Annotated in this window: 29 protein-coding genes and 1 pseudogene; 15 read left to right on the forward strand and 15 right to left on the reverse strand. The window is 43.1% G+C overall.

Annotation, left to right across the window (positions count from 1 at the left end; genetic code table 11):
- Positions 1–2: 2 nt before the first annotated feature.
- Complete coding sequence (ccoO, locus tag ACHFJ9_RS15525) at positions 3–623, reverse strand: cytochrome-c oxidase, cbb3-type subunit II (protein ID WP_005377475.1); 621 nt, start codon at positions 621–623, stop codon at positions 3–5.
- Positions 624–635: 12 nt separating this feature from the next.
- A complete protein-coding gene (gene ccoN / locus ACHFJ9_RS15530; protein WP_005396488.1) occupies positions 636–2,063 on the reverse strand; it encodes a cytochrome-c oxidase, cbb3-type subunit I in 1,428 nt (475 codons plus the stop codon).
- Positions 2,064–2,320: 257 nt separating this feature from the next.
- On the opposite strand from ccoN, the gene ACHFJ9_RS15535 reads away from it, so the two are divergent.
- From ACHFJ9_RS15535 to ACHFJ9_RS15545, 3 genes are all read left to right on the forward strand, one after another.
- Complete coding sequence (locus ACHFJ9_RS15535) at positions 2,321–2,677, forward strand: hypothetical protein (protein ID WP_395355387.1); 357 nt, start codon at positions 2,321–2,323, stop codon at positions 2,675–2,677.
- 113 nt (positions 2,678–2,790) lie between these two features.
- Positions 2,791–3,972 (forward strand): FIST signal transduction protein, encoded by a 1,182-nt coding sequence (locus tag ACHFJ9_RS15540; RefSeq protein ID WP_031780556.1) that lies wholly within the window; start codon positions 2,791–2,793, stop codon positions 3,970–3,972.
- Positions 3,962–5,683 (forward strand): ATP-binding protein, encoded by a 1,722-nt coding sequence (locus ACHFJ9_RS15545; RefSeq protein WP_048626397.1) that lies wholly within the window; start codon positions 3,962–3,964, stop codon positions 5,681–5,683. Before ACHFJ9_RS15540 ends, ACHFJ9_RS15545 begins: the two co-directional genes overlap by 11 nt.
- A 174-nt stretch (positions 5,684–5,857) precedes the next feature.
- Here ACHFJ9_RS15545 and ACHFJ9_RS15550 read toward each other — a convergent pair whose 3' ends face one another.
- Entirely contained in the window at positions 5,858–6,226 is a 369-nt protein-coding gene (locus ACHFJ9_RS15550) for a DUF3693 domain-containing protein (protein ID WP_005389163.1), read from the reverse strand.
- Between the two features lie 112 nt (positions 6,227–6,338).
- On the opposite strand from ACHFJ9_RS15550, the gene ACHFJ9_RS15555 reads away from it, so the two are divergent.
- From ACHFJ9_RS15555 to ACHFJ9_RS15600, 10 genes are all read left to right on the forward strand, one after another.
- Complete coding sequence (locus ACHFJ9_RS15555; protein WP_395355390.1) at positions 6,339–6,950, forward strand: hypothetical protein; 612 nt, start codon at positions 6,339–6,341, stop codon at positions 6,948–6,950.
- Complete coding sequence (locus ACHFJ9_RS15560; protein WP_149191779.1) at positions 6,947–7,162, forward strand: hypothetical protein; 216 nt, start codon at positions 6,947–6,949, stop codon at positions 7,160–7,162. The genes ACHFJ9_RS15555 and ACHFJ9_RS15560 overlap by 4 nt, the downstream gene beginning before the upstream one ends.
- Complete coding sequence (locus ACHFJ9_RS15565; protein ID WP_395355392.1) at positions 7,146–8,294, forward strand: replication initiation factor domain-containing protein; 1,149 nt, start codon at positions 7,146–7,148, stop codon at positions 8,292–8,294. Before ACHFJ9_RS15560 ends, ACHFJ9_RS15565 begins: the two co-directional genes overlap by 17 nt.
- Positions 8,295–8,297: 3 nt before the next feature.
- Positions 8,298–8,651: a DUF1293 family protein gene (locus ACHFJ9_RS15570; protein ID WP_017822035.1), complete on the forward strand. Its 354-nt coding sequence runs from the start codon at positions 8,298–8,300 to the stop codon at positions 8,649–8,651.
- Positions 8,652–8,662: 11 nt separating this feature from the next.
- Positions 8,663–8,908, forward strand: coding sequence for a hypothetical protein (locus ACHFJ9_RS15575; protein ID WP_017822034.1), 246 nt, complete (start codon positions 8,663–8,665; stop codon positions 8,906–8,908).
- 10 nt (positions 8,909–8,918) lie between these two features.
- On the forward strand, positions 8,919–9,152 hold the full coding sequence (locus ACHFJ9_RS15580) for a major coat protein (RefSeq protein WP_015975175.1): 234 nt from the start codon (positions 8,919–8,921) through the stop codon (positions 9,150–9,152).
- 131 nt (positions 9,153–9,283) lie between these two features.
- Positions 9,284–10,813 (forward strand): methyl-accepting chemotaxis protein, encoded by a 1,530-nt coding sequence (locus tag ACHFJ9_RS15585; RefSeq protein ID WP_258495287.1) that lies wholly within the window; start codon positions 9,284–9,286, stop codon positions 10,811–10,813.
- 1 nt (position 10,814) lies between these two features.
- Positions 10,815–11,129: a DUF2523 family protein gene (locus tag ACHFJ9_RS15590; protein WP_017822026.1), complete on the forward strand. Its 315-nt coding sequence runs from the start codon at positions 10,815–10,817 to the stop codon at positions 11,127–11,129.
- Positions 11,126–12,268 carry a zonular occludens toxin domain-containing protein gene (locus ACHFJ9_RS15595; RefSeq protein WP_395355395.1) on the forward strand — a complete coding sequence of 381 codons (1,143 nt, stop codon included), beginning with the start codon at positions 11,126–11,128 and terminating at the stop codon, positions 12,266–12,268. The genes ACHFJ9_RS15590 and ACHFJ9_RS15595 overlap by 4 nt, the downstream gene beginning before the upstream one ends.
- Positions 12,269–12,628: 360 nt before the next feature.
- On the forward strand, positions 12,629–13,816 hold the full coding sequence (locus ACHFJ9_RS15600; protein ID WP_258495289.1) for a Swt1 family HEPN domain-containing protein: 1,188 nt from the start codon (positions 12,629–12,631) through the stop codon (positions 13,814–13,816).
- A 26-nt stretch (positions 13,817–13,842) separates the two neighbouring features.
- Here the strand turns inward: ACHFJ9_RS15600 and ACHFJ9_RS15605 are convergent, their stop codons facing one another.
- The 5 genes and pseudogenes from ACHFJ9_RS15605 to matP all read right to left on the reverse strand — a co-directional run bounded on the left by ACHFJ9_RS15605 (position 13,843) and on the right by matP (position 15,770).
- Entirely contained in the window at positions 13,843–14,208 is a 366-nt protein-coding gene (locus ACHFJ9_RS15605; protein ID WP_258495290.1) for a regulator, read from the reverse strand.
- Positions 14,186–14,389: pseudogene (locus ACHFJ9_RS15610) on the reverse strand (DUF3693 domain-containing protein); the annotation flags it as partial. The pseudogene ACHFJ9_RS15610 and the gene ACHFJ9_RS15605, both read right to left, overlap by 23 nt.
- A gap of 166 nt (positions 14,390–14,555) precedes the next feature.
- On the reverse strand, positions 14,556–14,879 hold the full coding sequence (locus ACHFJ9_RS15615; protein ID WP_104971713.1) for a hypothetical protein: 324 nt from the start codon (positions 14,877–14,879) through the stop codon (positions 14,556–14,558).
- A gap of 114 nt (positions 14,880–14,993) precedes the next feature.
- Complete coding sequence (locus ACHFJ9_RS15620; RefSeq protein WP_005396496.1) at positions 14,994–15,305, reverse strand: DUF3634 family protein; 312 nt, start codon at positions 15,303–15,305, stop codon at positions 14,994–14,996.
- Positions 15,306–15,320: 15 nt separating this feature from the next.
- A complete protein-coding gene (gene matP / locus ACHFJ9_RS15625) occupies positions 15,321–15,770 on the reverse strand; it encodes a macrodomain Ter protein MatP (RefSeq protein ID WP_005396497.1) in 450 nt (149 codons plus the stop codon).
- A 210-nt stretch (positions 15,771–15,980) separates the two neighbouring features.
- On the opposite strand from matP, the gene ACHFJ9_RS15630 reads away from it, so the two are divergent.
- Positions 15,981–17,621, forward strand: a complete 1,641-nt coding sequence (locus ACHFJ9_RS15630) for a S16 family serine protease (RefSeq protein ID WP_395355399.1) — start codon at positions 15,981–15,983, stop codon at positions 17,619–17,621.
- Between the two features lie 70 nt (positions 17,622–17,691).
- The gene (fabA, locus tag ACHFJ9_RS15635; protein ID WP_005396499.1) at positions 17,692–18,210 is read left to right on the forward strand and encodes a bifunctional 3-hydroxydecanoyl-ACP dehydratase/trans-2-decenoyl-ACP isomerase; all 519 of its coding nucleotides are present in this window, start codon (positions 17,692–17,694) and stop codon (positions 18,208–18,210) included.
- Positions 18,211–18,330: 120 nt separating this feature from the next.
- Here fabA and rmf read toward each other — a convergent pair whose 3' ends face one another.
- The 7 genes from rmf to pyrD form a co-directional block, all read right to left on the reverse strand.
- Entirely contained in the window at positions 18,331–18,504 is a 174-nt protein-coding gene (gene rmf, locus ACHFJ9_RS15640) for a ribosome modulation factor (protein WP_005377453.1), read from the reverse strand.
- 181 nt (positions 18,505–18,685) lie between these two features.
- The gene (locus ACHFJ9_RS15645) at positions 18,686–20,419 is read right to left on the reverse strand and encodes a DUF3466 family protein (RefSeq protein ID WP_395355402.1); all 1,734 of its coding nucleotides are present in this window, start codon (positions 20,417–20,419) and stop codon (positions 18,686–18,688) included.
- Between the two features lie 7 nt (positions 20,420–20,426).
- Positions 20,427–22,346, reverse strand: coding sequence for an ABC transporter ATP-binding protein (locus tag ACHFJ9_RS15650; RefSeq protein ID WP_395355404.1), 1,920 nt, complete (start codon positions 22,344–22,346; stop codon positions 20,427–20,429).
- Positions 22,324–22,524, reverse strand: a complete 201-nt coding sequence (locus ACHFJ9_RS15655; protein ID WP_012841808.1) for a glutaredoxin family protein — start codon at positions 22,522–22,524, stop codon at positions 22,324–22,326. Before ACHFJ9_RS15655 ends, ACHFJ9_RS15650 begins: the two co-directional genes overlap by 23 nt.
- A gap of 63 nt (positions 22,525–22,587) precedes the next feature.
- Entirely contained in the window at positions 22,588–24,708 is a 2,121-nt protein-coding gene (rlmKL, locus tag ACHFJ9_RS15660; RefSeq protein ID WP_395355406.1) for a bifunctional 23S rRNA (guanine(2069)-N(7))-methyltransferase RlmK/23S rRNA (guanine(2445)-N(2))-methyltransferase RlmL, read from the reverse strand.
- 488 nt (positions 24,709–25,196) lie between these two features.
- Positions 25,197–25,739, reverse strand: a complete 543-nt coding sequence (locus ACHFJ9_RS15665) for a cell division protein ZapC (protein WP_005396505.1) — start codon at positions 25,737–25,739, stop codon at positions 25,197–25,199.
- A gap of 168 nt (positions 25,740–25,907) precedes the next feature.
- Positions 25,908–26,918, reverse strand: a complete 1,011-nt coding sequence (gene pyrD / locus ACHFJ9_RS15670; protein WP_256899078.1) for a quinone-dependent dihydroorotate dehydrogenase — start codon at positions 26,916–26,918, stop codon at positions 25,908–25,910.
- Between the last annotated feature and the right edge of the window lie 16 nt (positions 26,919–26,934).

A 26,934-nucleotide genomic window follows, 5' to 3' on the forward strand; every position in this document is an offset into this window, starting at 1 on the left:
CCTTACTTCATTGCATGACCAAGAGACTGAAGGTAAGCGATGATTGCATCCATCTCTGTTTTACCTTCTACTTCTTTAGCCGAATTCGCGATCTCTTCATCAGTGTATGGAACACCGAACTGATCACGAAATAGCTCAAGTTTCTTCTGAGTTAGCTTACCGTCTAAAACGTTTTCAGCTAACCACGGAAAACCTGGCATGTTTGACTCAGGCACAAGCTCACGAGGATCTAGTAGGTGAACGCGGTGCCATTCATCAGAATAACGACCACCAACACGAGCTAAATCCGGACCTGTACGCTTAGAGCCCCAAAGGAATGGGTGTTCCCAAACACTCTCACCAGCAACAGAGTAGTGACCGTAACGTTCAGTCTCTGAGCGGAAAGGACGAACCATCTGGCTGTGACAAACGTTACAACCTTCACGGATGTAGATGTCACGACCTTCCATCTCCAGAGGAGTGTAAGCACGCAGATTCTCTACAGGTTCAGTCGTTTGCTTTTGGAAAATCAGAGGAGTGATCTCTACAAGAGCACCCCAGCTGATAGCAAACACGATAAAAATAGCCAACAAACCGACATTACGTTCTAAGATTTCGTGGCGATTATTAGAATTATTACTCATTCTTAAATCTCCTTATGCCGGATGTGGGATAGCTTTTAGGCTTTCTTTTGGTGCACTTACCGTTTTGTACGTGTTGTATGCCATTAGGAACATACCAGATAGGAAGATAAATCCACCTAAGAAACGTACAAAGTAGAACGGATAAGACGCTTCTACAGACTCAACAAAGCTGTAAGTTAGCGTACCGTCAGAGTTAACCGCGCGCCACATCAGACCTTGCATTACACCAGAGATCCACATCGCAACGATGTAAAGAACGGTACCGATTGTTGCTAGCCAGAAATGCACATTCACGAGACCAACAGAGTACATACGCTCTTGGCCAAATAGGCGAGGTACTAAGTGATATACAGAGCCGATAGAAACCATCGCAACCCAACCTAACGCACCAGAGTGAACGTGACCAATGGTCCAGTCTGTGTAGTGAGAAAGTGCGTTAACTGTCTTAATCGACATCATTGGACCTTCAAAGGTAGACATACCATAGAATGACAAAGAAACGATTAGGAAACGTAGGATAGGGTCATAACGAAGCTTATGCCATGCACCAGATAACGTCATAATACCGTTGATCATACCACCCCAAGAAGGAGCAAATAGAACCAGCGACATCACCATACCTAGAGACTGAGTCCAGTCCGGTAGCGCTGTATAGTGAAGGTGGTGAGGGCCTGCCCAAATATATAGAGAAATAAGCGCCCAGAAGTGAACGATAGATAGACGGTAAGAATAAACAGGACGTTCAGCTTGTTTAGGAACGAAGTAGTACATCATGCCTAGGAAACCAGCGGTGAGTAGGAAACCTACCGCATTGTGTCCATACCACCACTGAACCATCGCATCCACTGCGCCTGAGTAAATCGAGTAAGATTTACCAAGTGACACAGGAATAGCCATGCTGTTCACGATGTGAAGTACTGCTACTGTGATAATAAAGGCACCGAAGAACCAGTTTGCCACATAAATATGTGACGTGTTTCGCTTCACCAGTGTGCCGAAGAACACCACCGCATATGATACCCATACTAGCGCAATTGCGATATCAATAGGCCATTCTAGCTCAGCATACTCTTTACCCGATGTTAAACCGAGAGGCAAAGTAATGGCTGCTGCCAGGATGATTGCTTGCCAACCCCAAAAGGTGAAGGCAACGAGTGGGCCACCAAAAAGACGTGTTTGACATGTACGCTGTACAACATAATAAGACGTTGCGAACAGAGCACTTGTACCAAACGCAAAAATTACCGCATTAGTATGCAGTGGACGTAAGCGACTGTACGTCAACCACGGCGTATCAAAGTTTAGCTGTGGCCAAACTAATTGAGCGGCAATCAAAACACCAACAGCCATACCAACTATGCCCCATAAAATGGTCACAAGGGTAAATTGGCGAACGACTGTATAGTTGTAGTTTTGTTCAAGCTGCTTTACTTGGCTCATTTGCATGCTTCCAATTTCTAATTAACTACACTTTTACTTCCAACACGACTTGCGTCGTAACACCACCCAAGTAAACTCTAGAATTCAAGTGTTATCATCACCTTATTTCCATTGCTGACTTTAATAAAAAGTGGCATTTTCAGCGTGACACTATACTTGAATTAACAATTCAATGACAGGGTAGTAACCTTACTGGCCCCCTGGAAATCATTTTTTATTTAAAAAGTTTGAAGTTTGTAACAAGGATATTAGTAATTATGCCTGCACAAAAGTTAACAAAGGCGCGACTTGCACAAATCTTAATCATGCTCAGTGTGTTAATAGGCGCATTTTTTTGGCGTACCTTTACACACGAGAGCGTTACTAGCATTGACTGTTCACAAAAAGAACGATGTGATGTAACAATTGAAGGTGAAATAATCACAATTAATCGTGACTCGGCGGGAATTTCGCTCGAAACGATGAAAAGTAGCACTCTAAAAATTGATCTAAATCAATCTGGCGAATTTATCAATCTCGATCGGGAACATAAGAACATGGAATGGGACACAATACCTGAATCAAAAAAAATCACCTTTAAAAAAGGCGAAAACATTGTTGTAGTTCAATTATAAATACGATCTGTCACGAGATAATCGCAACTTCTTAATGAAATTTTCACCTTCTTACCTAGAGAAAATTGGTTGGAATGGTATAACAGCAGAGTGATACCCAATTATAAAATCGTATGCATTGCCAATCAGTTTTTACTCATATTAAAGATGAAGACTCAGCGATAGAAACGCTTAGGTCCGAGCTGACACAACAGAACTTGTCTTACGTGATGTGCTACTACACGGAAGAGTACGACTTCGAGTTAATTCGAGAAGCGTTTCTTGAGCATTTTCCCGGTGTGCCTTTTCATGGCGCCAGTTCATGCCAAGCAGTAATGACAGACCAGGGGTTTCATACGGGCCCAGTGATTGCGGCGCTCGCAATTTATGACTCAGGCCCTCATGCTTATGGCACTGGTATTTCTAACTACGACTCAGGTGACAGTGTAACTAGAGCCTTAGATATGGCTCTTGAGAACGCTAACCGTGTAGGAGAAGTGCCAAACTTAATACTGCTTCATGCAACTCCAGGGCAAGAGGAATCAATCATTGCATCTATAGATGAAAGGTTTGGTACGCTGATCCCAATTATTGGTGGTTCAGCCGCTGATAATCATATCGCGGGAAAATGGTCTGTTATTACCGCCCAAGGATCTCAAACTGCAGGTTTAAGTCTGACATTGTTTTACTCCTCACAACCTGTAGATATTGCTTTTAGTGCTGGGCACACTCCAACCAATATTAAAGGGGTTGCAACCAAAACTAACGATAGGTGCTTACTAGAAATTGATGACGAACCAGCCCTCAATGTTTATAGAAAGTGGACAAACCATCAAGATAACCAAGTAGGCAAAAACAACCTGCTATTTACAAACTCGAGCGCTTATCCACTAGGGCGTGTCGCTGGCCACCTCTATGAGCGTCCATATTACAAATTGTCCCATCCAATTCGTGAGACGCGAGATGGAGGAATTGAGCTATTTACACGAATAGAAGAGGGTGATGAACTCACTTTAATGAAAGGAAGCAGAGAACACCTCGTTGCACGCGCTGCTAAAGTTGTAAATGCAGCCTTTAATCAAAAATTAGAAGAATCTCGAAAAATTGGGGTGATAAACATCTTTTGCGCAGGTCCTATGTTGCACTTAATGCAAGACATGAATAGCGTTTGTGAACAAATTAACCAAGAACTAGAACAGTTACCTTTTATTTGCCCTTTTACTTTTGGTGAGCAAGGTAGATTTATTGGTGGTGAGAATGGACATGGAAACCTGATGATTTCATCAGCGATATTCCATAAACCTTATGAAAGATAAATACTTAGACATATACCAACAGGAAGCGCTGCAAGAAGCGTTAGTCGAACTAAAACAGGCTAGGCAAAGAGAACGACTGCTCGCCGATGAGAATAAAGCTATTCTTTCAGCGATATCCGCGATGAGTGAAGCAAAAAACCGGCACGAGATATTTACGGGATTAAATAATGTCCTTAAGAAGTACATCAACTTTGATGATTTTATCGTTCTAACTCGTGATGATGAGAGGTACCCCTTCAAAACGTTGATATCGACAAATAGTGTATTTGATAACATATCTTGGTTACACGGTAACGCATCTGAGAGAGCGCTGAATGGCGAATGTATTCTGCTGTTCGAACCAGATAGGCTTGCGGAGTTTATTAACCTGAACAGCTTTATAAAAAGCCATGTAAACTCGGTAGTCCTAACGGGCATACGTTCAGAAGTAACACAAACGGTCATCTTACTTATTGGTGCTAAGAAAGGGCACTTTAGCATAGAAAATAAGGAAACCTTAAGACGCTTTCGGCCTTTAATTGAGAGGGCTGTCATCGATATTGAGACCAAAGAGAAGTTACAACGTATTGTTGAAGTGCGGACAACTCAGCTTGCTAAAGCAAGAGAAGAAGCAGAGCTTGCAAATCGCTCAAAGTCAGAATTCTTAGCGATGATGAGTCATGAAATTAGAACCCCTCTAAATTCCGTCCTTGGAATGCTCGATATTCTGAAACAATCCACCTTATCAGAAGAGCAAATCGATGCCCTGAGCCAAATGGAATGCTCAGCGGAATTGCTTCTCGCGATTATCAGCGACATTCTTGACCTCTCAAAAATTGAATCAGGTCGCTTTCAACTCAATGAACAGTGGGTTAATTTAAGAGACACTGTCACTTTTGTCATCTCTCAACAAAAACAAATAGCTAAGAAGAAGAGCCTTCAATTTAAACTCAATTGCATGGTAACTACCGACAAACAGTTTTGGATTGACTCTACGCGATTATCTCAAATCCTGTTTAATCTTATTGGGAATGCAATAAAGTTTACTGATGAAGGAGAAGTAAAAGTTTCAGTATCTGAGCAAGACTCCGAGCTTGTAATTTCAATATCAGACACCGGAATTGGTATATCTAAAGCCAAGCAAGAACATCTATTTACGGCATTTCATCAAGGTGATCGTTCCATCACGAGACGCTTTGGTGGTACAGGACTAGGGCTAGCAATAACCAAGCATTTAGTTGAAATGATGCGCGGCAAGATTATCGTTAAAAGTGACGAGCATGTCGGCTCAACATTTACTATTAAGATTCCCGTTTTAACTCGGTGCAATCAAAATCGTCCAGTTAAAATAGAAAACAACCAACCAATAAAAGCGATGGATCTTCTCGTAGTCGAAGATACCGAGTCGAATCAGTTTGTAATAAAGCTTATTTTAAATAAGCTTGGTCATAATGTTCATATCGCAAGTCATGGAGCAGAAGCATTAACGTTCTTAGAGGAAAATGAGGATTTAATCGACCTGATTCTTATGGATGTCTCGATGCCAGTGATGGATGGGATTACTGCAACAAGGCTTCTCCGAGATAAAGGCTTCAAGACTCCAATCATCGCATTAACCGCTCATGCGCTAGAAAGTGATAGAGATAAATGCCTTGACGCAGGTATGGATGGATTCATTTCCAAACCAGTTCGAAGACAAGATATCTTTGAAGCTATACAGCCATTTCTGTAAGTAGAAAAAGCATTAATATAGATCTTAACAATCGATAGATTATTAAGATCTATATTAAGTATTTTATGGTAAATAGCCATTATGTTTAATGGTTATGATGGAGACCTTAAATTTCAAATCCACAGGGGAATAGGAGTGCTCATTGGCAACATTTGACGTACGAACACTCCCAATTTAACATAACACATATAATGCGCACTGTAATAGTGGTTCCTGTGGACTTGCAATCACTAAAGCCAATCCGGCACAAACCATTGAAATGCTTGATAATCCAAGTCCGTTATACTTTTTTGCAATGCTTTCCCACATGCTTTTTATAGCTGGGTTTTCATTGCGATCAGCGTGACATCCTAGCAACGCAATCTCCGGGTCTATACCTGCGCCGTGTGCTAGAAAAACTGCTTCTTCATCAGTAAGTTGTCTAACACCTTTGCGAATTTTACTAATCTTCGGCGGGTCTAGATTCAAATCGTGCGCAACCTGCTTATCTTGTACGTAGTTTTTCGCCTTTTTGTAGGCGTTAATTAGTTCAGCTGTGTACATAAGAACCTCCATTTCTTCTAATTGTAGCCACAAAGTTGCCATAAATCGCATCTTGCAGTTGCCATTCTTCGCAACTACGATTGCCATAAATCGCAATTGGTCAGGTGTCATTATGCTTACGGAACAAATCAAATCCCTTATCGAAAATGAATATGCGCTTAGTCCTCGACTTACTGGCGTGTTCTTCCGTAAGCACCTGAATCAATCTATGTATGATGATGACGGCCAACTCACTGAGTTCGCCATTCAATGTCATCACTACTTTAACGAACTCAAACGCGCTGCTGAGCAAAAAGCCTTTCATGCTCGTCTTGAACAACGTCGTCTTCAACACGAACAACAGCAAGAATCAGTTAAACGCGTTAATCAGTCCGTAAAGAAATCCGCTAACCAATCACGAGCTCAGTTCATTGGATCTCTGGGCTTTGAACTCAATCAAGGCGTTCTCATGGTTCGCTCAGTTTCCCGTTCAATGCCAACTCCAACCAAATGGGTTCGTCGCTATCTCAAGAAACTTGGCGTACGTCGCGTTGGTAAGTCTTTGTCTAACGGTGTTTTATTTACTGGTGACGCTGTCACTGAAATCCTTGCTTGTTTGCAAGCTAAACAGGCTAAGAACGACACCGTACCGTTTGAACTGAATATCAGCGCCCTGCCGATTTTAGCTTGGTTTCGTTCGCCACTCAGCTTTGGCACTCCAACATTGGAGGCTCAGTACTCATGAACGACGCTCAAATCATCTATTACGACTTGCTGCCTGACTACACGGTTTCAGTGTTGGTCAAAGGTTGCGACGAATGGGATTTGCTTAAATCCATGTCTCATCTTGAGTCTTGGGCTTCGTCTCAGTTCGCTTCTTATGAGTTGGTGTCCATCACCAACACGACCGTTGAACAACGTATCAATTTGGGGGTGTTTGATGACTACCGCAACTAACATCCTCAAAAAGTTCGATGAGCAAAGCGTTCATATTGATTACCTGTGTTTTACGTTTGCTGTGAAAGACTTACGTCATTGTCATGATGCCGTTCGTCGATTGCACAAGCATGAAGAATACAAAGGCTTTGCCAAATCAGGACTGTTACAGCGTCACTGTCGAGCGCCTAAGTTCCCTGCTCCACCTGTGTTTAATCCGACGGTCGCTAAGACGTCTGAAGACATTGAAGCGTACAACAAAGCATTTGATATCTGTTACCGCAACTATTTGGAAGACTGCTTGCGCATCTTCACCAATCAAGTGCTTGGTTTGTCGCTGTCTGCGCCTCGCGGTTTGGGTTTCCAGTTCTACACCGAATCCATGAAACTGACTTCGCCAGATGGTGAGGACTTCTGCGGCTTCGTTGGTATCGGCGGTAACAATGACACGGTGCATTTCCAAATCAACGGAACGGGATGCAAGCATGTATTTGCCCGTCGTCCTACGTGGTCGCTGCATGACTGGCTGACTAATGTCCTTGGTGTGCAAACTCTGGCGCGTGTTGACTTGGCCTATGACGATTACGACGGCATTTTTGATTGCGAATACGCTTACAAGGCGTGGCGTGACGACTGTTTCCGCACCGCAGAACGTGGTCGTGGCCCTGTGCTTCATGAAGATATGACCATTGCCAGCATCGGCAAAGACGGCAAACCGATTTACACCAAAGAGCAATACTCGATTGGTTCGCGTACCTCGCGCATTTACTGGCGTATCTACAACAAGGCTCTTGAGCAGAAACTCGCGAACACGGGTCTTGTCTGGTATCGCTCCGAAGTCGAGCTTAAAAAATGGAATGTTGATGTGTTGCTGAATCCGGCTGGCGCGTATTCCGCGCTCAATGATTTCGCTGCCTCGATTTCTACTGCAAAGAAATTCAATACCAAACCTGTCCCGACCAAACGTGCGGCGTTAGACCTGTTGGCCTCTGCGCACTGGATGCGTCGTCAGTACGGGAAAATCCTTAATTCACTTATCGAGTTCCATGAGGGCGACATTGAAACCGTCGTCGGTTCCCTTGTCCGTGATGGAACGAAATTCACCTTCCCCGATACCTACGGCAAGTTGGTGACTCACATATTGGAGACTTAACAAATGGCTAAATCCGTTTTTGTACTTGGCATGGATATCACTTGGAATTCAGCACGTGGTGACAGTGCTCAACTGAACGTGTCGCGTCCTCTACGTGAAATCAACTCAGAGAAATTCAAACGCCGCACTATCGGTGAATCCGGTGATGTGAATCCACAGTGGGACCAACCGTTGATGATTGATCATCAATACGCCCTATTACTTGAGCGCACTGGTGCCCTCGTTCCTCGCCGTGAATACCAATTGCGTTTGGAGATTAACCCAGACGATCCATTGGCAGGTGCCATTGTGACTGAACTCATCCCTGTGGATGACGACATCAAGAAACATTTTGAAGCCTCGTTAAAGGCTAAATAAGGAATTTCGTTATGCCTGTGTGTGCTTTACCTAACGCGGACGGTTTTCTCGCTGTCGTTCCTGACATTGAAGCGGCTTCATGCCGTGGTTATGTCATGGTCACGGCTCAAGAATATGACACGTTAATGAGCTACACACAGCTGACTCCAGGAGAGATATCTCAAGCGTTCGGCTTGGGTTTCACCTTGGTGTTCGTTGGCGGATATCTCTCAACTTACGCCATCAAGATGGCAATACGTTTAATAAAACTACTTTGAGGAATCTGTTATGAAACGTCTAAACGCGCTTAAAAAGTTCGGTAAACAAGCGGCGGCAACCGTCACTGTTGCGGTGCTTTCTGTCCCTGCTATGGCGGCGGAAGGTGGTGCAGCTGACCCGTTCTCCGCTATCGACTTATCTGGTGTGGCAACCAAAATCGGCGCGGCAGGTCTGGTGATTGTCGGCATTACTATGGCTTACAAATCCATCACTCTTGCTAAGCGTGCTGTGAACAAGGCTTAAGTTTATGTTGGCCGTTCTCCACGATGTCCAACTCATCGTCTTTGTGCTTTTGGGTGGCATTGCCGGATACGTGGCCAGCCAAAACTTTAGAGGATAAGGGGGCTTCGGTCCCCTTTTTTAATGGTGAAAACGTGAATAAATCACTCTTTTTACTTCTGTTTTCGTGCTTGTTCTTATCACTTAATGCAAGCGCAGTTCAACCAACTTACAGCGCTAGCGATGTTGCCGCTTATCCTAACTGTAACTTGTCCTTGGGTAAGAGGGTTAACCCTTACTCGTATGTCTCTTGTTATGAAAATAAGTTTGTTAACTACAAAGACTTCTATACGAAGTCATGCTCTATAGAGAGTAGTAAATTCGCTTTAATGATTATTTGTAACACAACCAGTCCCAGTTACCCGAGATATCACGCTGCAACGTTTCTTCATCGTACCGCTAAGTGTCCAGCAGACCATGAAAGAATAGAAGATGGTGACGGTTACACCTGTGAGCCTATCGTTCCTGCGTGTGAGTATGGTGAAAACCCTGACGGCACCTGTATGGACGCTTGCCAGTTTAAAAAATCCATTGATGAAACCAAACTGCTTCAATGGCTGGCGTACGTCTACGGTGAACAAGTTACTGGGGCATGCTATGGCGATTTTGGCGCAACCCGTTGCGAACTAGAACGCATTCCTAGTGATACTACGCTGTGTACGGGCGTTGATTCTGGCGAATGGACACAAAACACAATCTGTCATGGAACGTTCCAGTTCAAAGGCAATCAGTGTGAAGGCGGTACACTCTTCTGGGGTAAAGATGGCCCTGACACCCCTATGATTCCTGATGACCCCATTCATGACCCTGACGACCCAACAGGCGACATCGAAGACCCTAGCGTATTACCTGATGGCTCAACCAATACGGTGAATCCACCGGATACCGACAGTGAGCCAGACGTGGAAGAGCCTGACACCGATGAATCGACAGACACGGCAGTTCTGAAAGCCATTACTGGAATGAATAAGGACGTCAACAAAGCACTAAACGACATGAACATCGACATCAATCAAGCCAGTGCTGACGTTCAAAACCAAATCATTGCGCTGAACGCGTCGATGGTCACCAACACGCAAGCCATTCAAAAGCAGCAAATCAACGACAACAAGATTTACGAAAACACTAAGGCCCTTATCCAACAAGCGAATGCTGACATCACCACGGCCATGAACAAGAACACCAATGCCATTAATGGTGTGGGTGACGATGTAGAGAAAATTGCAGGGGCAATGGATGGTATCGCGGATGAAGTTTCCGGTATTTCTGACACCTTAGACGGTATCGCAAACACAGATACGTCTGGTGCAGGTACGGGTGGTACGTGTATCGAGTCCCAAAGTTGTACCGGATTTTATGAGTCGGGCTATCCCGATGGCTTAGGTGGTTTGGTGTCCGGTCAGTTAGATGATCTTAAACACAACACCATCGACAACTTTGTGAACTCGTTTGGTGACCTCGACTTATCCAATGCCAAGCGCCCTTCTTTCGTGCTCCCTGTGCCGTTCTTCGGTGACTTCAGTTTTGAGGAGCAAATCAGCTTTGATTGGGTGTTCGGTTTTATTCGTGCGGTGCTCATCATGACGTCAGTGTTTGCGGCGCGTCGTATTATTTTTGGAGGTTAATATGGATTGGTTAGTCGATTTATTTAACAAGCTGTTGGTGTTCCTCTATCAGCTCTTAATCTCGCTGGTCAACATGCTCAAAGACCTGTTCTTTTGGGCGGTTGAGCAAATCATGGCAATGGTGAATCTGTTGCTCTCGGGTGTGTTCTCCCTATTCGCTCCGGTCGATATGAGCCAGTACATGACCAGTATTCCGCCTACGGTGGCTTGGGTCATGGCGGCGGTCGGTGTGCCTCAATGTCTGTCTATCATTCTGGCCGCTATTACGGTGCGCTTGATGCTGCAATTGATTCCGTTTACGAGGTTAGGCTCATGATATACGCCATAGCAGGAAGACCAGGTGGCGGTAAAACTTATGAGGCGGTTGCCTACCATATTATTCCGGCCATTAAAGATGGCCGCAAAGTCATTACCAATATCACCTTAAACATTGATTGGTTCGTTAAGGTGTTTGGTGAAGACGTTCGAGAACTCATCAAAATCGTGGATGGCCGTTTAACGGATTTTGGTTCAACCTCGCGTCCGTTCAGTCAGATTGAAGACTACTCGGACGAATGGCGCAATGAAAAAGGACAAGGGCCACTTTATGTGGTCGATGAGGCGCACATGAGCTTGCCAAGTCGAGGCTTGGCCGCGCCGATTCTAGAATGGTACTCAATACACCGTCACTACGGTGTCGATATCATCTTGCTTACGCAGAACATCCGCAAAGTGCATCGAGACATTAAGGACATGATTGAAGTGACCTACCGATGCACAAAGAACACAGCGATGGGCTCAACCAGTTCTTACACCAAGAAAGTGCAAGATGGTTGTGCCGGTGAAGTGGTGAACACCTCTACCCGATTTTATAAGTCGGAATTCTTCCCGTTCTATAAGAGTCATTCGCAATCCAACAAACAAGTGCAGGAAGCCGAAGCAAAAGACATTCGCCCGTTCTGGAAGCGTTGGCCTGTCGTCGGAACGGTGGTGCTGTTATCGCTTGGGTTAGTTTTCAATATCTGGGCTTGGTGGCCGGAGCCAGAGCAACCGCCCGACCCCGTTAAACCACCGCAACCAGTACAAGCGCAGCTGCCTAATGGAACGCCAACGGTAGATACGGCAGAAACCAAAGCTAAGAAGAAAAAGAAAGCATCAGGGTTTGGGCCTTTGGAAGATTACGACTTCTACATCACCGGATACGCAAAGCAAATCGCCTACGCCAAACGGCTGAAGTATGCTGCCGAACTCGACCGTGACCTGACGTTCTACAAGATATACATCGATGTGTACGATGGCCGCGACAAGCTATTCAGTTTCGATCATCTGGACTTGGTAAAGATTGGGTATCAGTTCGAAGTGTTGAGCGATTGCGTGTATCGAGTGACTTGGGAAGAAACAGAAAGGATCTTCACGTGCGGCCAAAGAGAAAAGCCATCAGACATATTGCAGCAAAACATGCCTGTCCATATCTAGACCGCTCGCCACAGCGTCGAAGCTAGCGCAGTCTGCGTAGACCGAGGAAGCGGAACATGTAGGACACCAAACCTTGGCACTTCCACACCGAACTTAATCATGGGGCTCTATACGAGCCCTTTTTTATTATGTGCGCGGTATTGCGAGCATTTTGGGAGGGGCCCGCTTTGCGGGAGGGACCTAAAAGCGGAGCAAACCCCCGAATCTGTATTACGGGGGTAAATTCCACACTCCACCGTTTATTCTATACATTCATTTTGTCAAAACCTTTGTATAACCTTACTAGATTATTTTTTTACCCCGTTGGAACAATGACTTATAATTGATATACATATATTTTTTATAGGGGTGATTTACGTTATGGATTGGAGAGAGCAAGAGCTATTAAATGTCGAAAAAAATGATTATGAAGATCCTCAATATAATATTCCAGGAGATTGGATTCATATTCATTCTTATGAAGCACTTAACATTCTATTTAGATTTGAAAACTCGTTAAGAGTGTTTGTTTATAGCATTCTAAAAAAGCACAAAGGTGCAAATTGGGCAAACACAAATATCAACAAAGAAGAGACGATTTTCTCGGCTTACAAGCAAAGGTCCGCACAGTATAAGAAGTATGGGTATTTAGGTATTACTGTGTCTTCACCAATGCTGTTCCTTAATAGCGGAGAGTTAGTTTATATTTTAGAGAATGAAGGTACTTGGAAGCAATTTAGTCCCTACTTTTCAGCTGACAGAATGGTTATTGTAAATAAGTTGCTAGAAATAAACGCAATAAGAAACTCATTTGCTCATTTTAGGCCAGTGACGGAAGATGATGTAACATTACTTAAGCAGAATATAAGTCATGTATTTCATGGTGCATCGGAATACTTTAAAGACCTCTATACACTGATTAACCCTGTGCCAACTAACTTGAATGAAAAATGGTACATCGAACTTAACAGAATGAACTACAACTTTTCGAGCATTTCTTTCCTACAGTCGAATTCTAGTAGTTTTATCGATATCAGCGTCACAGTTCCACTTGTTGAAATCAGTCAGAAACACTTTGGGCAAACAACTCCAGTAGTGGAAACAATCAAAATAAATATTGATAAGTTTTTTAAATCAAAAAAAAAGCTTTTGGAGAATGTCATATATGTTACTGATTCATATCATGTCAGCGGTTCTGGGATTGGGCAAGATACGCTCTTAAGTCCAAACAGTGGCTATACCTTTTCCTTTACCTTTCATAGAGCAAATCTAAACAACAACGTTGATGAAATTCTGGAACACTTTTTAAAAATGTTTCAAGAGATTGACCATGAAATGCAATTGATTTTGAATGATCCTAAAGCTTCCGGCTCATATGTATCTGGCACAACGTATTACGGCTCAATTAAAGAAAGCAAGCGTGTTTTTTCTAAGCAAGAACATAAAAAGCCTAATGAAGTCGTTGAATATTGGGGTGAAAAGACATTTTCTATTGGAGATGATATTGTAACACGTAGCCATATGCCTTGGATTGAAGGGAGTATATGTCCGGTAAATTCTAATTTCTAATAGAAGGCTCCTTTCGGAGCCTTCTATTACATCATCTTTCTAAGTGCTCTAGCATATTTCAGCACTTTCCCTGCAGCTTCCAAATCAGTCAACGCCCCTATCTCTAACAAAGCAATTCCGGTCAAAACCTGTTGAGCACTAACTAGCTGCCCTGTCGGAAGTTCCAATCTGTCATAGTGCATTTTAAAGTGTTCCCATTGGTCAGATGGGCTCAGTTCCCTTCCCTTTGTCATTCTCATCAGCCGTTTACACTCAGGAGGAATGGTTTTCCCCTTATCCCATTCTTTGACTGTTCTCACAGTTTTTAAACAAAGTTCAGCAGCCTGTTCGACGGATAAACCACATTCAAATTCACGAAAAATATAGTTTTTAGTCATTTCGTGATACTTCATTGAATAGTCCCTCAAAAGAGAGACATTTTATAAGACTGGCATATGCAATCGCATTCAACATAAGCAGATATAATGCGCACTGTGATAGTGGTTCCTGTGGACTTGTAATCACTAAGGCTAATCCAGTGCAAGCCATTGAGATTCCTGACAATCCAAGCCCATTAAACTTTTTTGCAATTCCTTCCCATACTGCTTTTATCTGCAGATTATCATTTCGAGTTGATTGGTTTATCTCACCTAGCCTGCATTCCCAACCAATTACACGAGAGCCACTTCATTTTCATCTAGTTCATCGAGTCTGAAAGCTTTGCGCTCTTGCTGCCCAATGCTTCTAATCAACATTGCAATCACGAACCTGTGGCTATATGAAGCCGAATATACTTTTCTGGATATTTATAACGATAACGTTTTCCTTTCCTCAAGTTGGATTTCACATACCGACAAACTTTTTTGTCACCACTACTGGTTACTCTTTTTATTACTGCTTTTTTACCTTTGTGTTCCATCTCTATCATGACATCACAATAACCTTGGTAGTCATCAAATTTATTGTCTGCTTTCCTTTGAATCTTAGTTTTAATCTTTTTAGCCAATGGATTCGTTTCCGAGTCGTCAGACAAAGCTGAAGCACTTACAAAGAGAAAGATCATTAAAGTTACAACGTATCGCATAGTTTAAGTCCGTTTATCTTATTGATTAATCAATGATAAATAATTTTTCTATAGATACGAAAATGGGACGCTATATTGCGTCCCATTTAACACGATTAAGTAACTGATATGTAATTAAGCTCGCTTCTTGCCTTTGCTCGCTTTGAAACCTTGATGCGGAAAAACGTTGCGAATCCGCTGTTGGATTTTTTTGGGAACGTCCTTGGAAAAGCTCAAACGCATGCCGGTTCGTTGGCTATATACCTTCATTTCACCACTAAAAGGATTATGTTCACTAATATCTTGTAAGTTATGTTTGAAAGAAGGTGGTAGATGCCCTTTTACGTTACTGATATGGCCGTTATCAAACTTTACTTTTAGCACTGGTCTATCAACTGCGATCAACCAAAAGATCACGATGGCAGCAATTAAGATTACATATAACATTTGGCACTCCCTATCCTAGCTAGATAGCAATTTACTCAAATCCTCTTTGATTGAGGTAACTTTTTGACTCGCTTTTTCACTTCTCGATGCTTCAGAAAGTAGATATTCAATTGCGTCAGATAATGTACAACCGAGCTCGTTTGCTCTACTAGAAAGCTTTTCCCAAACTCGATAATCTAAGTCAATGGACTTTTTCTTTGTATGGACTTGCTCTGCATTGAAGTGGCGTTTCCGTTTCGCTCGGATAGCCTGCTTGAGTTTGTTGTCCAACTCTTCTGACATGTGGTTTTCTATCCAAGCTAATACAAGCGTAGGTTCGTGTTCAAGGCGTTTTAGCTCTGCAACCGCGGCATCTGCTTCACTTGTATCAATATGTCGGGTAATCGCTTCACCATCTTTCCATTTCTTGATGAGATACTTCCATTTCCACCCACACTCTAGATTCTCAAGCTGCTGATATTTCATTTATTCCGACCCATAAACATAACCTAGTGACAGCGTAACCCAGATAATTTACTTGGGCAAATAAAACTCTTAGAAGTATCGATGTTGATCACTCATTTGTCTAAGTATTGTTCATTGAGTGTTGAATGCCGTGAGCGAACCAAATTGGTGCTAGGGTGTTATAGTCCATTTCGTTATAATGTCGGCAAGATTGAATTACGATGAATTTTAATGAACCAACTTAATTGGCAAGACGTAACACCTTCACTTGAGCAGTACGAAGCACTTTTAAAGTCTGCACCTTCGTTACCAAAGAAGTCTTTTACTGATCTTCAACCGAGGATGTCGGCAACGATATCTCGCTTTTCCAAAATGTCGGGATTGACACGCGTGCTACTCATTAACTGCGTCGATAATTCTGTCTATAGAGATTTCATCAGTAAAGCTCTTCAGAGTCATTCTAACGCTGCGATTGTTTTGTCGGAATCACTTGATGCCAAACGTTTATTTGACCGTTACAGTGTTGATGTAAGTGGTGATATTGCCTTCCAACCAGGCTTGATTTCACAAGCTGACGACGGTTATTTGATTGTACCTGCTAATCTCATTCTGGCTAACCCGGGACTTTGGCCGAATATAAAGTCTGCAATTCAACAAAACCTTATCGAGCCACTGAACCTAAGCCCTACTCGCTTATCTACTTCAGTACCGCCATCTAAAGCTTATGATGTAAAACTGATTGTAACTGGGGAAAGAAGTCAGTTAGCAGAGCTAGAATATATCGACGAGGACTTTTGTTCAGGCTTTGCCATGTATACCGAAGTTGAAGAAGATATTCATTTGTCAGAGCAGAATTTGACAGATTACTTTGGTTTGGTGAACTGGATATGTTCTCAATATCAGCTGCCTCATTTAACGGAATGTGGCTTTAGAAGACTATTGCTAGCTGGTATGAGATTTACTGAAGATCAACATTATTTGCCGTTAGGTGTAATGTGGCATTCTCAACTTCTAACACTTGCCAGCCAGTTCAGTGATGGCCAAACATTAGATTACGAGTCATTAGATAAAGCGATTGACGACAAGTATTACCGTGAATCCTATCTTCCTCAGCGTGCCGTGTACGATATTTTAGATGGCCAAGTCATCATTGAGACAACTGGGAAGCAAGTTGGTCAAATCAATGGCCTAACCGTCATCGATATGGCTGGACACCCTGTCAGCTATGGTGAGCCTGCTAGAATATCGTGTGTAATTCACTTTGGTGATGGCGATGTTTCCGATGTTGAGCGCAAAGCTGAACTTGGCGGCAATCTACATGCGAAAGGCATGATGATTATGCAAGCTTTCTTAAGCTCTGCTCTAAAACTGGATGAACCTCTGCCTTACTCTGCCTCGATTGTATTTGAACAGTCTTATAGTGAAGTTGACGGTGACAGCGCATCTCTCGCAGAACTTTGTTGTTTGGTGAGTGCGTTATCTGAATCTCCAATTAATCAACAAGTTGCGGTTACAGGAGCCGTCGATCAGTTTGGTCGAGTGCAAGCAGTCGGTGGCTTGAACGAGAAAATTGAAGGTTTTTATCAGGTTTGTAAACATCAGGGTTTTACGGGAAATCAAGGCGTTGTCATGCCGAAATCAAACCTTAAACACCTTGCATTACATAAAGATGTAATAGAAAGCATTAAAAATGGTGAGTTCCATATTTGGTCCGTCTCTACGGTAGATGAAGCTATTCCGATTGTTATGAATAAACCTTTTAGAGGCGAAGACGAGAGCATTATTGGCAAAATAGCGGAACGTATTGAAAACTTTGAAAGACATGAGCATCCAGAAGGAATTGTGCAGCGCATCAAAAACTGGTTTGTCTAGTACTGATCGGAGTTGTTTAGCGTACACGTGTTCACTAAGATGCATCTATCAAAAATTGGAGTAATTGATAATGCAAAACAAACGTGATTCTTATAACCGTGACGATCTACTTGCTTCTAGCCAGGGTGAGCTATTTGGACCAGGTTACCCTCAGCTTCCTGCACCAAACATGCTAATGATGGATCGTATTACTAAAATGTCTGAGACAGAGGGCGATTTTGGTAAAGGTTTGATCTTGGCGGAATTGGATATTACTCCAGATTTGTGGTTCTTTGATTGCCACTTCCCTGGTGACCCGGTAATGCCTGGCTGTCTTGGCCTTGACGCGATGTGGCAACTTGTTGGCTTCTTCCTTGGCTGGGTTGGCGGTAAAGGTAAAGGTCGCGCTCTAGGTGTTGGTGAAGTGAAGTTTACAGGCCAAATCCTACCGACGGCGAAAAAAGTAACCTACGAAATCCATATGAAACGCGTCGTAAACCGTAAACTGGTAATGGGTTTGGCTGACGGTCGTGTATGCGTAGATGGCAAAGAAATCTACGTTGCGAAAGATTTGAAAGTTGGTTTGTTCCAAGACACTTCAAACTTCTAATCACGATTTTAATCAATTTATAAAGGCTCCTATTTAGGGGCCTTTTTGTTTGCCTAGTCTATAAATGTAGAAAAGGCTCCGTAGAGCCCTTTCGAATCCTTCTTTTTGTATGTGGAGAGTTTATTTGTAGAGACCAGATTGTCTTTCATCTCTGGCATCACGCCAACCACCTAACCAATACGACCGAGCATCAACTTGTTGATATGGGCAAGCCTCTTGAGACCTTCCATTCAACCCAGCTTTATAGCCTTGAGATTGAGCTCGTTCTAGGCGATCACGCTTTTGTCTCTTCATAGTTAATTCCTCATACAGGTCCATTTACTAACGTACAGCTGTTATTGTGAAACTTTGATGGAGTTTTTATGACTCCACTTATAAGAATCGATCAAGTTGAGTGATTTCTCAAGGCATAAAAAAAGCAGAGGCTCAAATGTGTGAGCCTCTGCTTGATTTAAAAATTACTGACGATTTTTGACTATTTTCTACGGAACCCAAACAATCCAAGCATGGTCAAAGCTAACCAACCAAGGCCTGCACCTTGACGCTCTGTTGTCGTTGAGTCAACGCTTCGAGACACAATGTCCTTCTCAGTCGCACCTGCAATAGGCACCAATTTTACAGCTACGATTTGCTCATCAGAACTACATGTCGCATTGTTTGCTGTTGTACTGTAACCGCCAGCACATTTCATCGCGGTACCAGAAATCACACCTGCATCGTTGATATCGGTTGCGTCAATGATACGGAACTGGTTGTTTTGTTCAGAGTAGTCACCGCCATTAGTCAAACTATCTAGGAACCAAGCTTTTCCATTAAATAGTGTTGAAGCACGTTCACTAGTCTCACCACCTACACTGTATGGGTAGATAAAACCGCGCTTACGACGTGGCTTGCCATCGTCTTCACGCGTCGTTTCCGCATCAAGTTGCCCAACGATTTCATTGTAAGAGTTGATACCGCCCATCTTACCGCCTGCACCGCTAAAGAAAATACCTGTAGTTGGGTAAAAAGCGTTAATAGAATCCTTACGAACATCATTTACGATAAAGAGACGATTTGGAGCAGAGCCCGTTGGCATTAGATATCCGCCCGAACGTTTTGCTTCACCAATAGCAACAAAATTTGAGTTAACATCGGTTAATCGTGAGTTTGTATGAACCGTATCATCGCCCTCACGCTGTCTCGCTCCTACAACAACTTTGTTTTTCCAAGTTGCGTTTTCAACGCTACCTTCTGCCTCTAGAGTTCCGACAAAAACAGTAGCATTCAGATAGTTATCATCACTGTATGTGTTGTAACCCACGCCGTAAACCGTTGTTCCATCTGTGACAAGGTCACGCATGCTTCCTTGAGCCAGTCTTTCTCCATCTTTAGATGTGCCACTTGGCCAAGCCAACTCACTGACGGTTCCACTTTGATCCCAAATAGCTGCTTTCGATGTGTGGTGAGCGCCATTGGTATTGCTTGCCGTTCGAGATACACTACCAACGGTAAAAGTGCCATCGGTTTTCCAAGCGTGGCTTTGCACAACGCTTGCGTCGTTATCACCTGTAACAAAATTTGGTTCAATAGGTGCTACGACTGTATTTCTTGTTTCCAGTGTCGACTGGTTTTCACTGCTGACTTTACTTTGATTACCGACAGCTGCACCATCTTCGGTAAGCTGATTGATAACATTGTTATATTCATTTTTATAAGCAGCAGAATCGCCTTCTACAAATGCTAACGCATTAGAAGTAAAGTCTTTACTACGCTCTTTGTTCCATGGGGTCCAGTTTACAGAAGCCCAAGAGTCACAAGTAGAATAGCGAAGCTGGTTATAACAGTAACGTTCAAAATCTTTGAGTTCTTGGATGTAATAAAAGCCCGCGTCCAATCCAAATGGAATTTCCTCACGATAGCTGTTCCCATCCACGGCTTGTGTCGCTGAAATCGGTGTTGTGCGAGTTTCCATCGCAAGCTTAAATTGGTCTGGTGTACAGTTTGCTGCTGCATCAAAACAGCCCAAAGCGAAAGGGGAACCTGTTGAAGGATCTGTACCCGCATCACCTTGCTGAATTGCAACGCCGTAAGCCGTTTGGTAGTCACCGTTTGAACCATGATCCTGAGGTGAAACCTCAACCACTTGATACAATGCCGCCTGTGCGTTCATTGTGGTACCAACCATCATCGCAATGGCGGTCAATTTGAATTTATTACTACAATTCATTGAATTCTTAACTATCCTGTTGCATTGCTTCGAGTTCTTCCCATCTCTCGAATGCGTTTTCCAACTCCTGCTCTAGCGCAGCAAGCTGTTCCAATACCGGCTGAGTTTGCTCTACAGGTTTAGCAAAGAACTCTGGATCGTTCACTTGCTCCTGAAGGCCCTCGATATCCGACTCTAACTGTTCTAGTTTAGCTGGTAGAGCTTCTAATTCTCTTTGCAGCTTATACGATAACTTCTTCGAGTTGTTCTTAGGTTGAGTTGTTTTGGGAGTTTCCTCAACCACTTTTTCTCTTTTCGCTGGCTTTTCAACCGCTTGACGAACCGCCAATACCTGTTCACGCTGTTGTCTTGCATCGTGATAACCACCAACAAACTCTTCAATCACTCCGTTCCCTTCGAAGATCCAGCTTGTGGTAACGGTATTATCAACAAACTCTCGGTCGTGGCTAACTAAAAGCAATGTGCCCTGATAGTTGGCAAGCATTTCTTCTAAAAGTTCCAACGTTTCGATATCCAAATCGTTGGTTGGTTCATCAAGAATAAGTAAATTGTTTGGTTTCAACAAGATACGAGCTAGCAGTAATCGGTTTTTCTCACCACCAGAGAGCGCCTTAACCGGGGTTCTTGCGCGCTTAGGTGCAAATAAGAAGTCTTGAAGATAACTCAGCGCATGACGCTGACGTCCCCCAACCATTACTTCTTGTTTCCCATCCGCTAAGTTATCGATCACTGTCTTTTCTGGATCCAAAACCTCTCGGTACTGATCAAAGTACGCGACTTCTAATTTTGTTCCGCAGTGTAAACGACCAGACTGCGCTTCCAATTGCCCTAATAGCAATTTAAGTACCGTACTCTTACCGCAGCCATTTGGTCCGATAAGTGCAATACGGTCACCGCGCATAATGTTAAAGCTAAAGTTGTCGACGATTGTCTTGCCTTCGTAAGCAAAAGATATGTTTTCTGCTTCAAATACAATTTTCCCTGAACGTGAAGCATCATCGATATTAAGGTTAACTTTGCCTTGGACATCCCGGCGATCGCGACGCTCTTCACGAAGTTTCTTCAATGCGCGTACACGACCTTCATTTCGAGTTCGGCGTGCTTTAATGCCCTGCCGAATCCAAACTTCCTCTTGAGCAAGCTTTTTGTCGAATTCAGCATTCTGCATTTCTTCAACGCGGAGCATCTCTTCTTTTTCTTCTAGGTAGTTGTCGTAATCACCAGGGAAAGAAGCTAATTGCCCGCGATCTAAATCAACAATGCGTGTTGCCATTGATTTGATGAACGCACGGTCGTGAGAAATAAAGATGATCGAGCCTTTGAAGTCTTTTAAGAAGTTCTCTAACCATTCGATAGTTGTTACATCAAGATGGTTTGTTGGCTCATCAAGAAGTAATACATCAGGGTCACAAACCAGCGCGCGAGCTAAAGCGGCTTTACGTTGCCAACCACCGGATAAATCGGTCAGTTTAGTTTCTGGACTTAGTTTTAAAGCACCAAGTACGTTCTTAACACGGTCATCAAAACGCCAAGCATTAGAATGGTCAAGCTGCTCTTGGACCTTGGCTAAACGGTTGATGTTTTTCTCACTCGGGTCTTGAGCAACAAGATCGAGAAGATCGTGATAGATCTTCAGTTGTTCGCCGATTTCAGCCAAACCGCCAGATACGTATTCGTAAACCGTACCCTCTTGATTACGCGGTGGATCTTGTTCAAGTCGAGAAACAACGACGTCTTGAGTGATTTGAATCTTGCCGTCGTCCAACAAAATGTCGCCGGCAAGCACTTTCATTAACGTGGACTTACCTGCTCCGTTGCGACCCACTAAACAAACGCGTTCGTTTTCTTGAAGAGCGAACTCCGCTTTGTCCAGTAATGGGTGGTCACCAAATGCAAGTTGTGCGTTATGAATGGTAAGTAATGCCATTATTATCCAACCAATGTGTGAGTTGTTCTAAGTCAAACGGCCAGTTCAACTCAGAATCTTGATACTTTAATACGGGTATTGTGACGCCGTAACGAGAAAACAGTGCATCATCGAACGCAATATCAATGATATCTGTTTGCTCGGCCAAACCAATTTGGTCTACTAGAGCAAATGCCATCTCACAAAGATGGCATCCCTCCGTGCTATACAATATCAGCACGTATTAATCCTTTTGTTTATACTACGCGTGCGTTACTAGCCAACAGTTATGAATCTGTTTATTACGCGCAAAATCTAATGGTAACGTTTGAGAAGAAATATTCTGAGCCTTCAAACCAAGTTCGGCCAGCGACTCTTCATCCATCTTGAAGTGGCGCTTGTTATTAGAGAATACGATAGTGCCTCCACTTCTTAGTAAACGTTTAAGATTCTTCATCAGTTTAATGTGGTCACGTTGTACATCGAATGATGTTTCCATACGCTTAGAGTTAGAGAACGTAGGTGGATCAATAAAGATCAAGTCGTACTCACCTTTCGCGTTTTCTAGCCATTGCAAACAGTCTGCTTGTTCATAGCGATGCTGATGTCCTACACAACCGTTAAGCTGCATATTGTCTCTCGCCCAGTTCAAGTAGGTATTTGACATATCAATAGTCGTTGTGGAACGAGCGCCACCAACCGCTGCGTGAACCGTCGCACTCCCAGTATATGCAAACAAGTTTAAGAAATCTTTACCTTGCGCCATTTCACCTAAGCGACGACGAGTGATCTTATGATCCAAGAACAAGCCAGTGTCTAGGTAGTCATGAAGGTTTACGATCAGCTTCACACCGTACTCGTTTACTTCAAGCGTCTCTGATACCTGACCTAATTTTTGGTATTGGTTGCGACCCTTCTGCTTTTCACGAACTTTAAGTACAACTTTGTTCGCCTCTACACCTGTCACCTGAATCGTTGCACGAATGATATCCGTTAGGCGACGTTTTGCTTTTTCTTCTGGAATGTTTTTTGGCGCAGCATACTCTTGAATTACGATTTGATCGCCGTATACGTCTATCGCCACATTGTATTCAGGAAGATCAGCGTCATAGATTCGGTAGCAATCAAGCTTCTCTTTACGAGCCCACTTGCCAATCTTGCCAATGTTTTTCTTTAAACGATTTGAAAAATCTGGTGCAATTTGAACATTAGTATCAGCACCCTTCACTTCATCAGCACTGCGCTCTGCAATACTGTAGTTCTTTTGGTGACAAGGTAACGCACCATTATTCAATTTAAATTGTTTATCAGCTCGCATACGAAGACAGCTCAGCAGCTCGTCTGAACTCGAGAAGATAGAGGCTTTGCATCCACCAAACTCAGATTTTAGCTGTCCACCAAATGCGGTGTAGAGCGCAATTAGCCCCGGCTCAGTTCCTAGACGTTCACCGTAAGGTGGGTTTGAAACGATAACACCGTGTTCGAATCCTGCAGGACGAGTAATGGTTGCAGCATCACCTTGTGCGAACTCAATCAATTCTTCAACGCCTGCTCTGCGCGCGTTTTCTTGAGCAACTTTTAATACTTTAGGGTCGTTATCGAAGCCAAAAAACTTAGCGTCAACTTTCTTGACACCTCGTCTAGCTTGAACATTAGCCTCTGATTTAATCTCTGCCCAAGTCTCTGGTTCAAAGTCTTCCAACACTTCGAAACCCCATTGCTTTCGCTTAACGCCAGGAGCCATGTTGGCAGCCATCATCGCAGCTTCAATAAGCAAAGTACCAGAACCGCACATTGGATCGAGTAATGGTTGATGCCCATCCCAGCCACAACGCATGATAATCGCAGAAGCAAGCGTTTCACGTAACGGGGCACGACCCGATTCTGGTCGGTAGCCACGTTGATGCAAACCACTACCTACCATATCTATCCCAAGCAACGCTTTATCTTTATGCAAACGAACGTGGATACGAACATCTGGGCGTTCTTTACTGATGTTGGGACGCGGCAATCCTTTATTTTCAAAGCAATCTACGATGCCATCTTTGACTTTCATCGCACCGTACTGGCTATTTCTGATCTCACGGTTTGTGCCGTTAAAGTCCACAACAAAACGTTTAGAGCTATGAAATTGGTTAACCCAGTTAATAGCAGATGTAGATAAATACAAGTCCATGTCGTTGTTACACGTGAACTCAGATAAAACACGTACAAATCGAGACGCTAAACGGCTCCACAAACAACAGCGATAAACCTGTTCGTTTGTCGCTTTAAATTTTACGCCTGCCTGTACTGGTTTCGCATTTTCAATGCCTAGTTTAGTCAGTTCTTCAACAAGCAAATTTTCCATGCCATTTGAAGTTACCGCGAGATATTGATTCATAGTGTTCTTTCGCTGATAAAAAATGGCTTCAATTATACCTGACTTTACGATCAATGCCTCGTTTTTAAAGGAATTTCCCCACCTGTTAGTTCAAATCATCACCAACAAAATGATCTGAAACTTTCAACATCTTCAATTTGAGTGTTTTTTATTCACGAACGAAATTTTGTTTCCTTGGAAAGAAGTGAATACTTATTTACATTGATTTTGGTATATACCAGGCAGTGATTGTTGATGTAAGTTACTTACATTTTTGCCTTATAGGGGAATAAATGGGGTCATTTTAAGCGCTAGGTTGCCTAGTTAAGGGAGTCATCAGATTGAAATAAGTAAAATAAAAGTGACCAGCTTCATGTTTGCATGCATAGAAAACATACAGTTTCATGGCTGATGGGGCTCTAGTATCAAAGGAAAGGACAAAAAAAATCGACCTAACGAGGTCGACTAATGCAAACAAAGGAACGAAATAAAGAAAAAATTAAACAGGTTTACCCCACCATTGCCATAGGGGTTATTGCAAAGAGGTGATTTGCACAAGCCATGCGGTCATGCATTACTTTAATCGGCTGCCCAAACTGAAGCGCCTTATTGCCATCAAGCACAAACGCTTCTTGGTTAACATAAGCACATAAGCTCGACGTCTCGCCTGGTTCTAACACGATGAACATGCCATCAGAATATTGGTTTGTTAGAAAGACCATGTCCCCTTCTTCAGGCTCGTAACCTGAGGACTGTGCGTCAAAGAACCAGCTTTTAGGCTGTACAGGTTTATGAAAGCGCTTTGCTGCAACACAATACAGTGTTAACTCAGCTTGGCGGTATTCGCTGATGTCGAGGCATCGAATACGTTCATTAAACGTTTGGAATGCACTGGCGTCATCAACGGTAAATTCATTGTTTGAGAAGGCACAGTTAACCAACAATTTTCGGGATAAATTGGTTTGGAAAATCATTTCCTCCCCCAGATCCAGCATTAAGCAAGCTTTTTGCTCGTCAAAATACCAATTCCATTTGTCGCTGGGTTTAAGCATTATTCCGTTCTCTCTTGACTAGTTAAATCAGTGGTAAAGAGGTAAGACGCTTAATTACCTACTCGTGATTTTTAAATTTTACAAACGAACGGATAAAAAAAAAGAGGAAACAAAGTCCTCTTTTTTATGTAATAGCTACTGATTTTTCAGTGGTTTTTGATGTATATGTTAAAGATTCTTAACAATATCACGTACTAGGCTTGGGCCGTGGTAAATAAAGCCGGTGTAGACTTGAACAAGTTTAGCGCCTGCCATCAGCTTTTCTTTGGCTGCAACATAGGAATTCACACCACCAACACCGATAATTGGAAGTTTGTCTCCTAGCTCTTCATGAAGCTTACGTACGACTTCCGTAGAGCGTAATTGCACAGGGCGACCACTTAAACCACCTGCCTCATTGGCGTGTTTCATTCCTTCTACGATCGTGCGATCCAGAGTTGTGTTAGTCGCGATCACACCATCTATATTGTTTTTCAATAAAGAATCGCAGATTTGGCAGATTTCTTCGTCACTCAAATCAGGCGCAATTTTTAATGCTAGCGGGACGTATTTGTTGTATTTCTCTGAAAGTTCCGCTTGTTTCGCTTTTAATTCAGAAAGTAGTTCATCAAGCGCTTCACCATATTGAAGTGAACGAAGACCCGGAGTGTTTGGTGATGAGATATTAACCGCAATGTAGCCTGCGTACTCATACACTTTCTCCATACAAATCAGGTAGTCCTCTGCCCCTTTCTCAATTGGTGTGTCTTTGTTTTTACCAATATTAATTCCGAGAACACAGTTGAATTTTGCTTGCTTTACATTCTCGACCAAATTATCAACGCCTAGGTTGTTAAAGCCCATGCGATTGATGATCCCTTCAGCTTCGACTAAGCGAAATAAGCGTGGTTTATCATTCCCTGGTTGCGGACGAGGTGTTACTGTGCCAACTTCGACAAAGCCAAAGCCCATGGCATCAAATGCTTCAATGCATTCACCGTTTTTATCTAAGCCAGCCGCAAGACCTACTGGGTTACGGAATGTTAGTCCCATACACTCAACTGGACGAGTTGGTAATTGTTGGCGGTAAAAGAGATCAAGTGGTGTGCCGTTAAAGCGTTGGAAGTTCTTGATTGCAAGATCGTGTGCCTTCTCGGCATCGAGTTGGAAAAAGCCAGTTCTGGCTAGACGGTAAAGCATTGTGCCTCCGAAAGAA

Source organism: Vibrio sp. D3, from assembly GCF_043995865.1.
Taxonomy (GTDB): Bacteria; Pseudomonadota; Gammaproteobacteria; order Enterobacterales; family Vibrionaceae; genus Vibrio; species Vibrio diabolicus.

Coding starts and splice junctions, on each gene's coding strand:
- ccoO (WP_005377475.1), bottom strand. CDS start 623: ATGAGTAATAATTCTAATAATCGCCACGAAATCTTAGAACGTAATGTC.
- ccoN (WP_005396488.1), bottom strand. CDS start 2,063: ATGAGCCAAGTAAAGCAGCTTGAACAAAACTACAACTATACAGTCGTT.
- ACHFJ9_RS15535 (WP_395355387.1), top strand. CDS start 2,321: ATGCCTGCACAAAAGTTAACAAAGGCGCGACTTGCACAAATCTTAATC.
- ACHFJ9_RS15540 (WP_031780556.1), top strand. CDS start 2,791: ATGCATTGCCAATCAGTTTTTACTCATATTAAAGATGAAGACTCAGCG.
- ACHFJ9_RS15545 (WP_048626397.1), top strand. CDS start 3,962: ATGAAAGATAAATACTTAGACATATACCAACAGGAAGCGCTGCAAGAA.
- ACHFJ9_RS15550 (WP_005389163.1), bottom strand. CDS start 6,226: ATGTACACAGCTGAACTAATTAACGCCTACAAAAAGGCGAAAAACTAC.
- ACHFJ9_RS15555 (WP_395355390.1), top strand. CDS start 6,339: ATGCTTACGGAACAAATCAAATCCCTTATCGAAAATGAATATGCGCTT.
- ACHFJ9_RS15560 (WP_149191779.1), top strand. CDS start 6,947: ATGAACGACGCTCAAATCATCTATTACGACTTGCTGCCTGACTACACG.
- ACHFJ9_RS15565 (WP_395355392.1), top strand. CDS start 7,146: ATGACTACCGCAACTAACATCCTCAAAAAGTTCGATGAGCAAAGCGTT.
- ACHFJ9_RS15570 (WP_017822035.1), top strand. CDS start 8,298: ATGGCTAAATCCGTTTTTGTACTTGGCATGGATATCACTTGGAATTCA.
- ACHFJ9_RS15575 (WP_017822034.1), top strand. CDS start 8,663: ATGCCTGTGTGTGCTTTACCTAACGCGGACGGTTTTCTCGCTGTCGTT.
- ACHFJ9_RS15580 (WP_015975175.1), top strand. CDS start 8,919: ATGAAACGTCTAAACGCGCTTAAAAAGTTCGGTAAACAAGCGGCGGCA.
- ACHFJ9_RS15590 (WP_017822026.1), top strand. CDS start 10,815: ATGGATTGGTTAGTCGATTTATTTAACAAGCTGTTGGTGTTCCTCTAT.
- ACHFJ9_RS15595 (WP_395355395.1), top strand. CDS start 11,126: ATGATATACGCCATAGCAGGAAGACCAGGTGGCGGTAAAACTTATGAG.
- ACHFJ9_RS15600 (WP_258495289.1), top strand. CDS start 12,629: ATGGATTGGAGAGAGCAAGAGCTATTAAATGTCGAAAAAAATGATTAT.
- ACHFJ9_RS15605 (WP_258495290.1), bottom strand. CDS start 14,208: ATGAAGTATCACGAAATGACTAAAAACTATATTTTTCGTGAATTTGAA.
- ACHFJ9_RS15615 (WP_104971713.1), bottom strand. CDS start 14,879: ATGCGATACGTTGTAACTTTAATGATCTTTCTCTTTGTAAGTGCTTCA.
- ACHFJ9_RS15620 (WP_005396496.1), bottom strand. CDS start 15,305: ATGTTATATGTAATCTTAATTGCTGCCATCGTGATCTTTTGGTTGATC.
- matP (WP_005396497.1), bottom strand. CDS start 15,770: ATGAAATATCAGCAGCTTGAGAATCTAGAGTGTGGGTGGAAATGGAAG.
- ACHFJ9_RS15630 (WP_395355399.1), top strand. CDS start 15,981: ATGAACCAACTTAATTGGCAAGACGTAACACCTTCACTTGAGCAGTAC.
- fabA (WP_005396499.1), top strand. CDS start 17,692: ATGCAAAACAAACGTGATTCTTATAACCGTGACGATCTACTTGCTTCT.
- rmf (WP_005377453.1), bottom strand. CDS start 18,504: ATGAAGAGACAAAAGCGTGATCGCCTAGAACGAGCTCAATCTCAAGGC.
- ACHFJ9_RS15645 (WP_395355402.1), bottom strand. CDS start 20,419: ATGAATTGTAGTAATAAATTCAAATTGACCGCCATTGCGATGATGGTT.
- ACHFJ9_RS15650 (WP_395355404.1), bottom strand. CDS start 22,346: ATGGCATTACTTACCATTCATAACGCACAACTTGCATTTGGTGACCAC.
- ACHFJ9_RS15655 (WP_012841808.1), bottom strand. CDS start 22,524: ATGGCATTTGCTCTAGTAGACCAAATTGGTTTGGCCGAGCAAACAGAT.
- rlmKL (WP_395355406.1), bottom strand. CDS start 24,708: ATGAATCAATATCTCGCGGTAACTTCAAATGGCATGGAAAATTTGCTT.
- ACHFJ9_RS15665 (WP_005396505.1), bottom strand. CDS start 25,739: ATGCTTAAACCCAGCGACAAATGGAATTGGTATTTTGACGAGCAAAAA.
- pyrD (WP_256899078.1), bottom strand. CDS start 26,918: ATGCTTTACCGTCTAGCCAGAACTGGCTTTTTCCAACTCGATGCCGAG.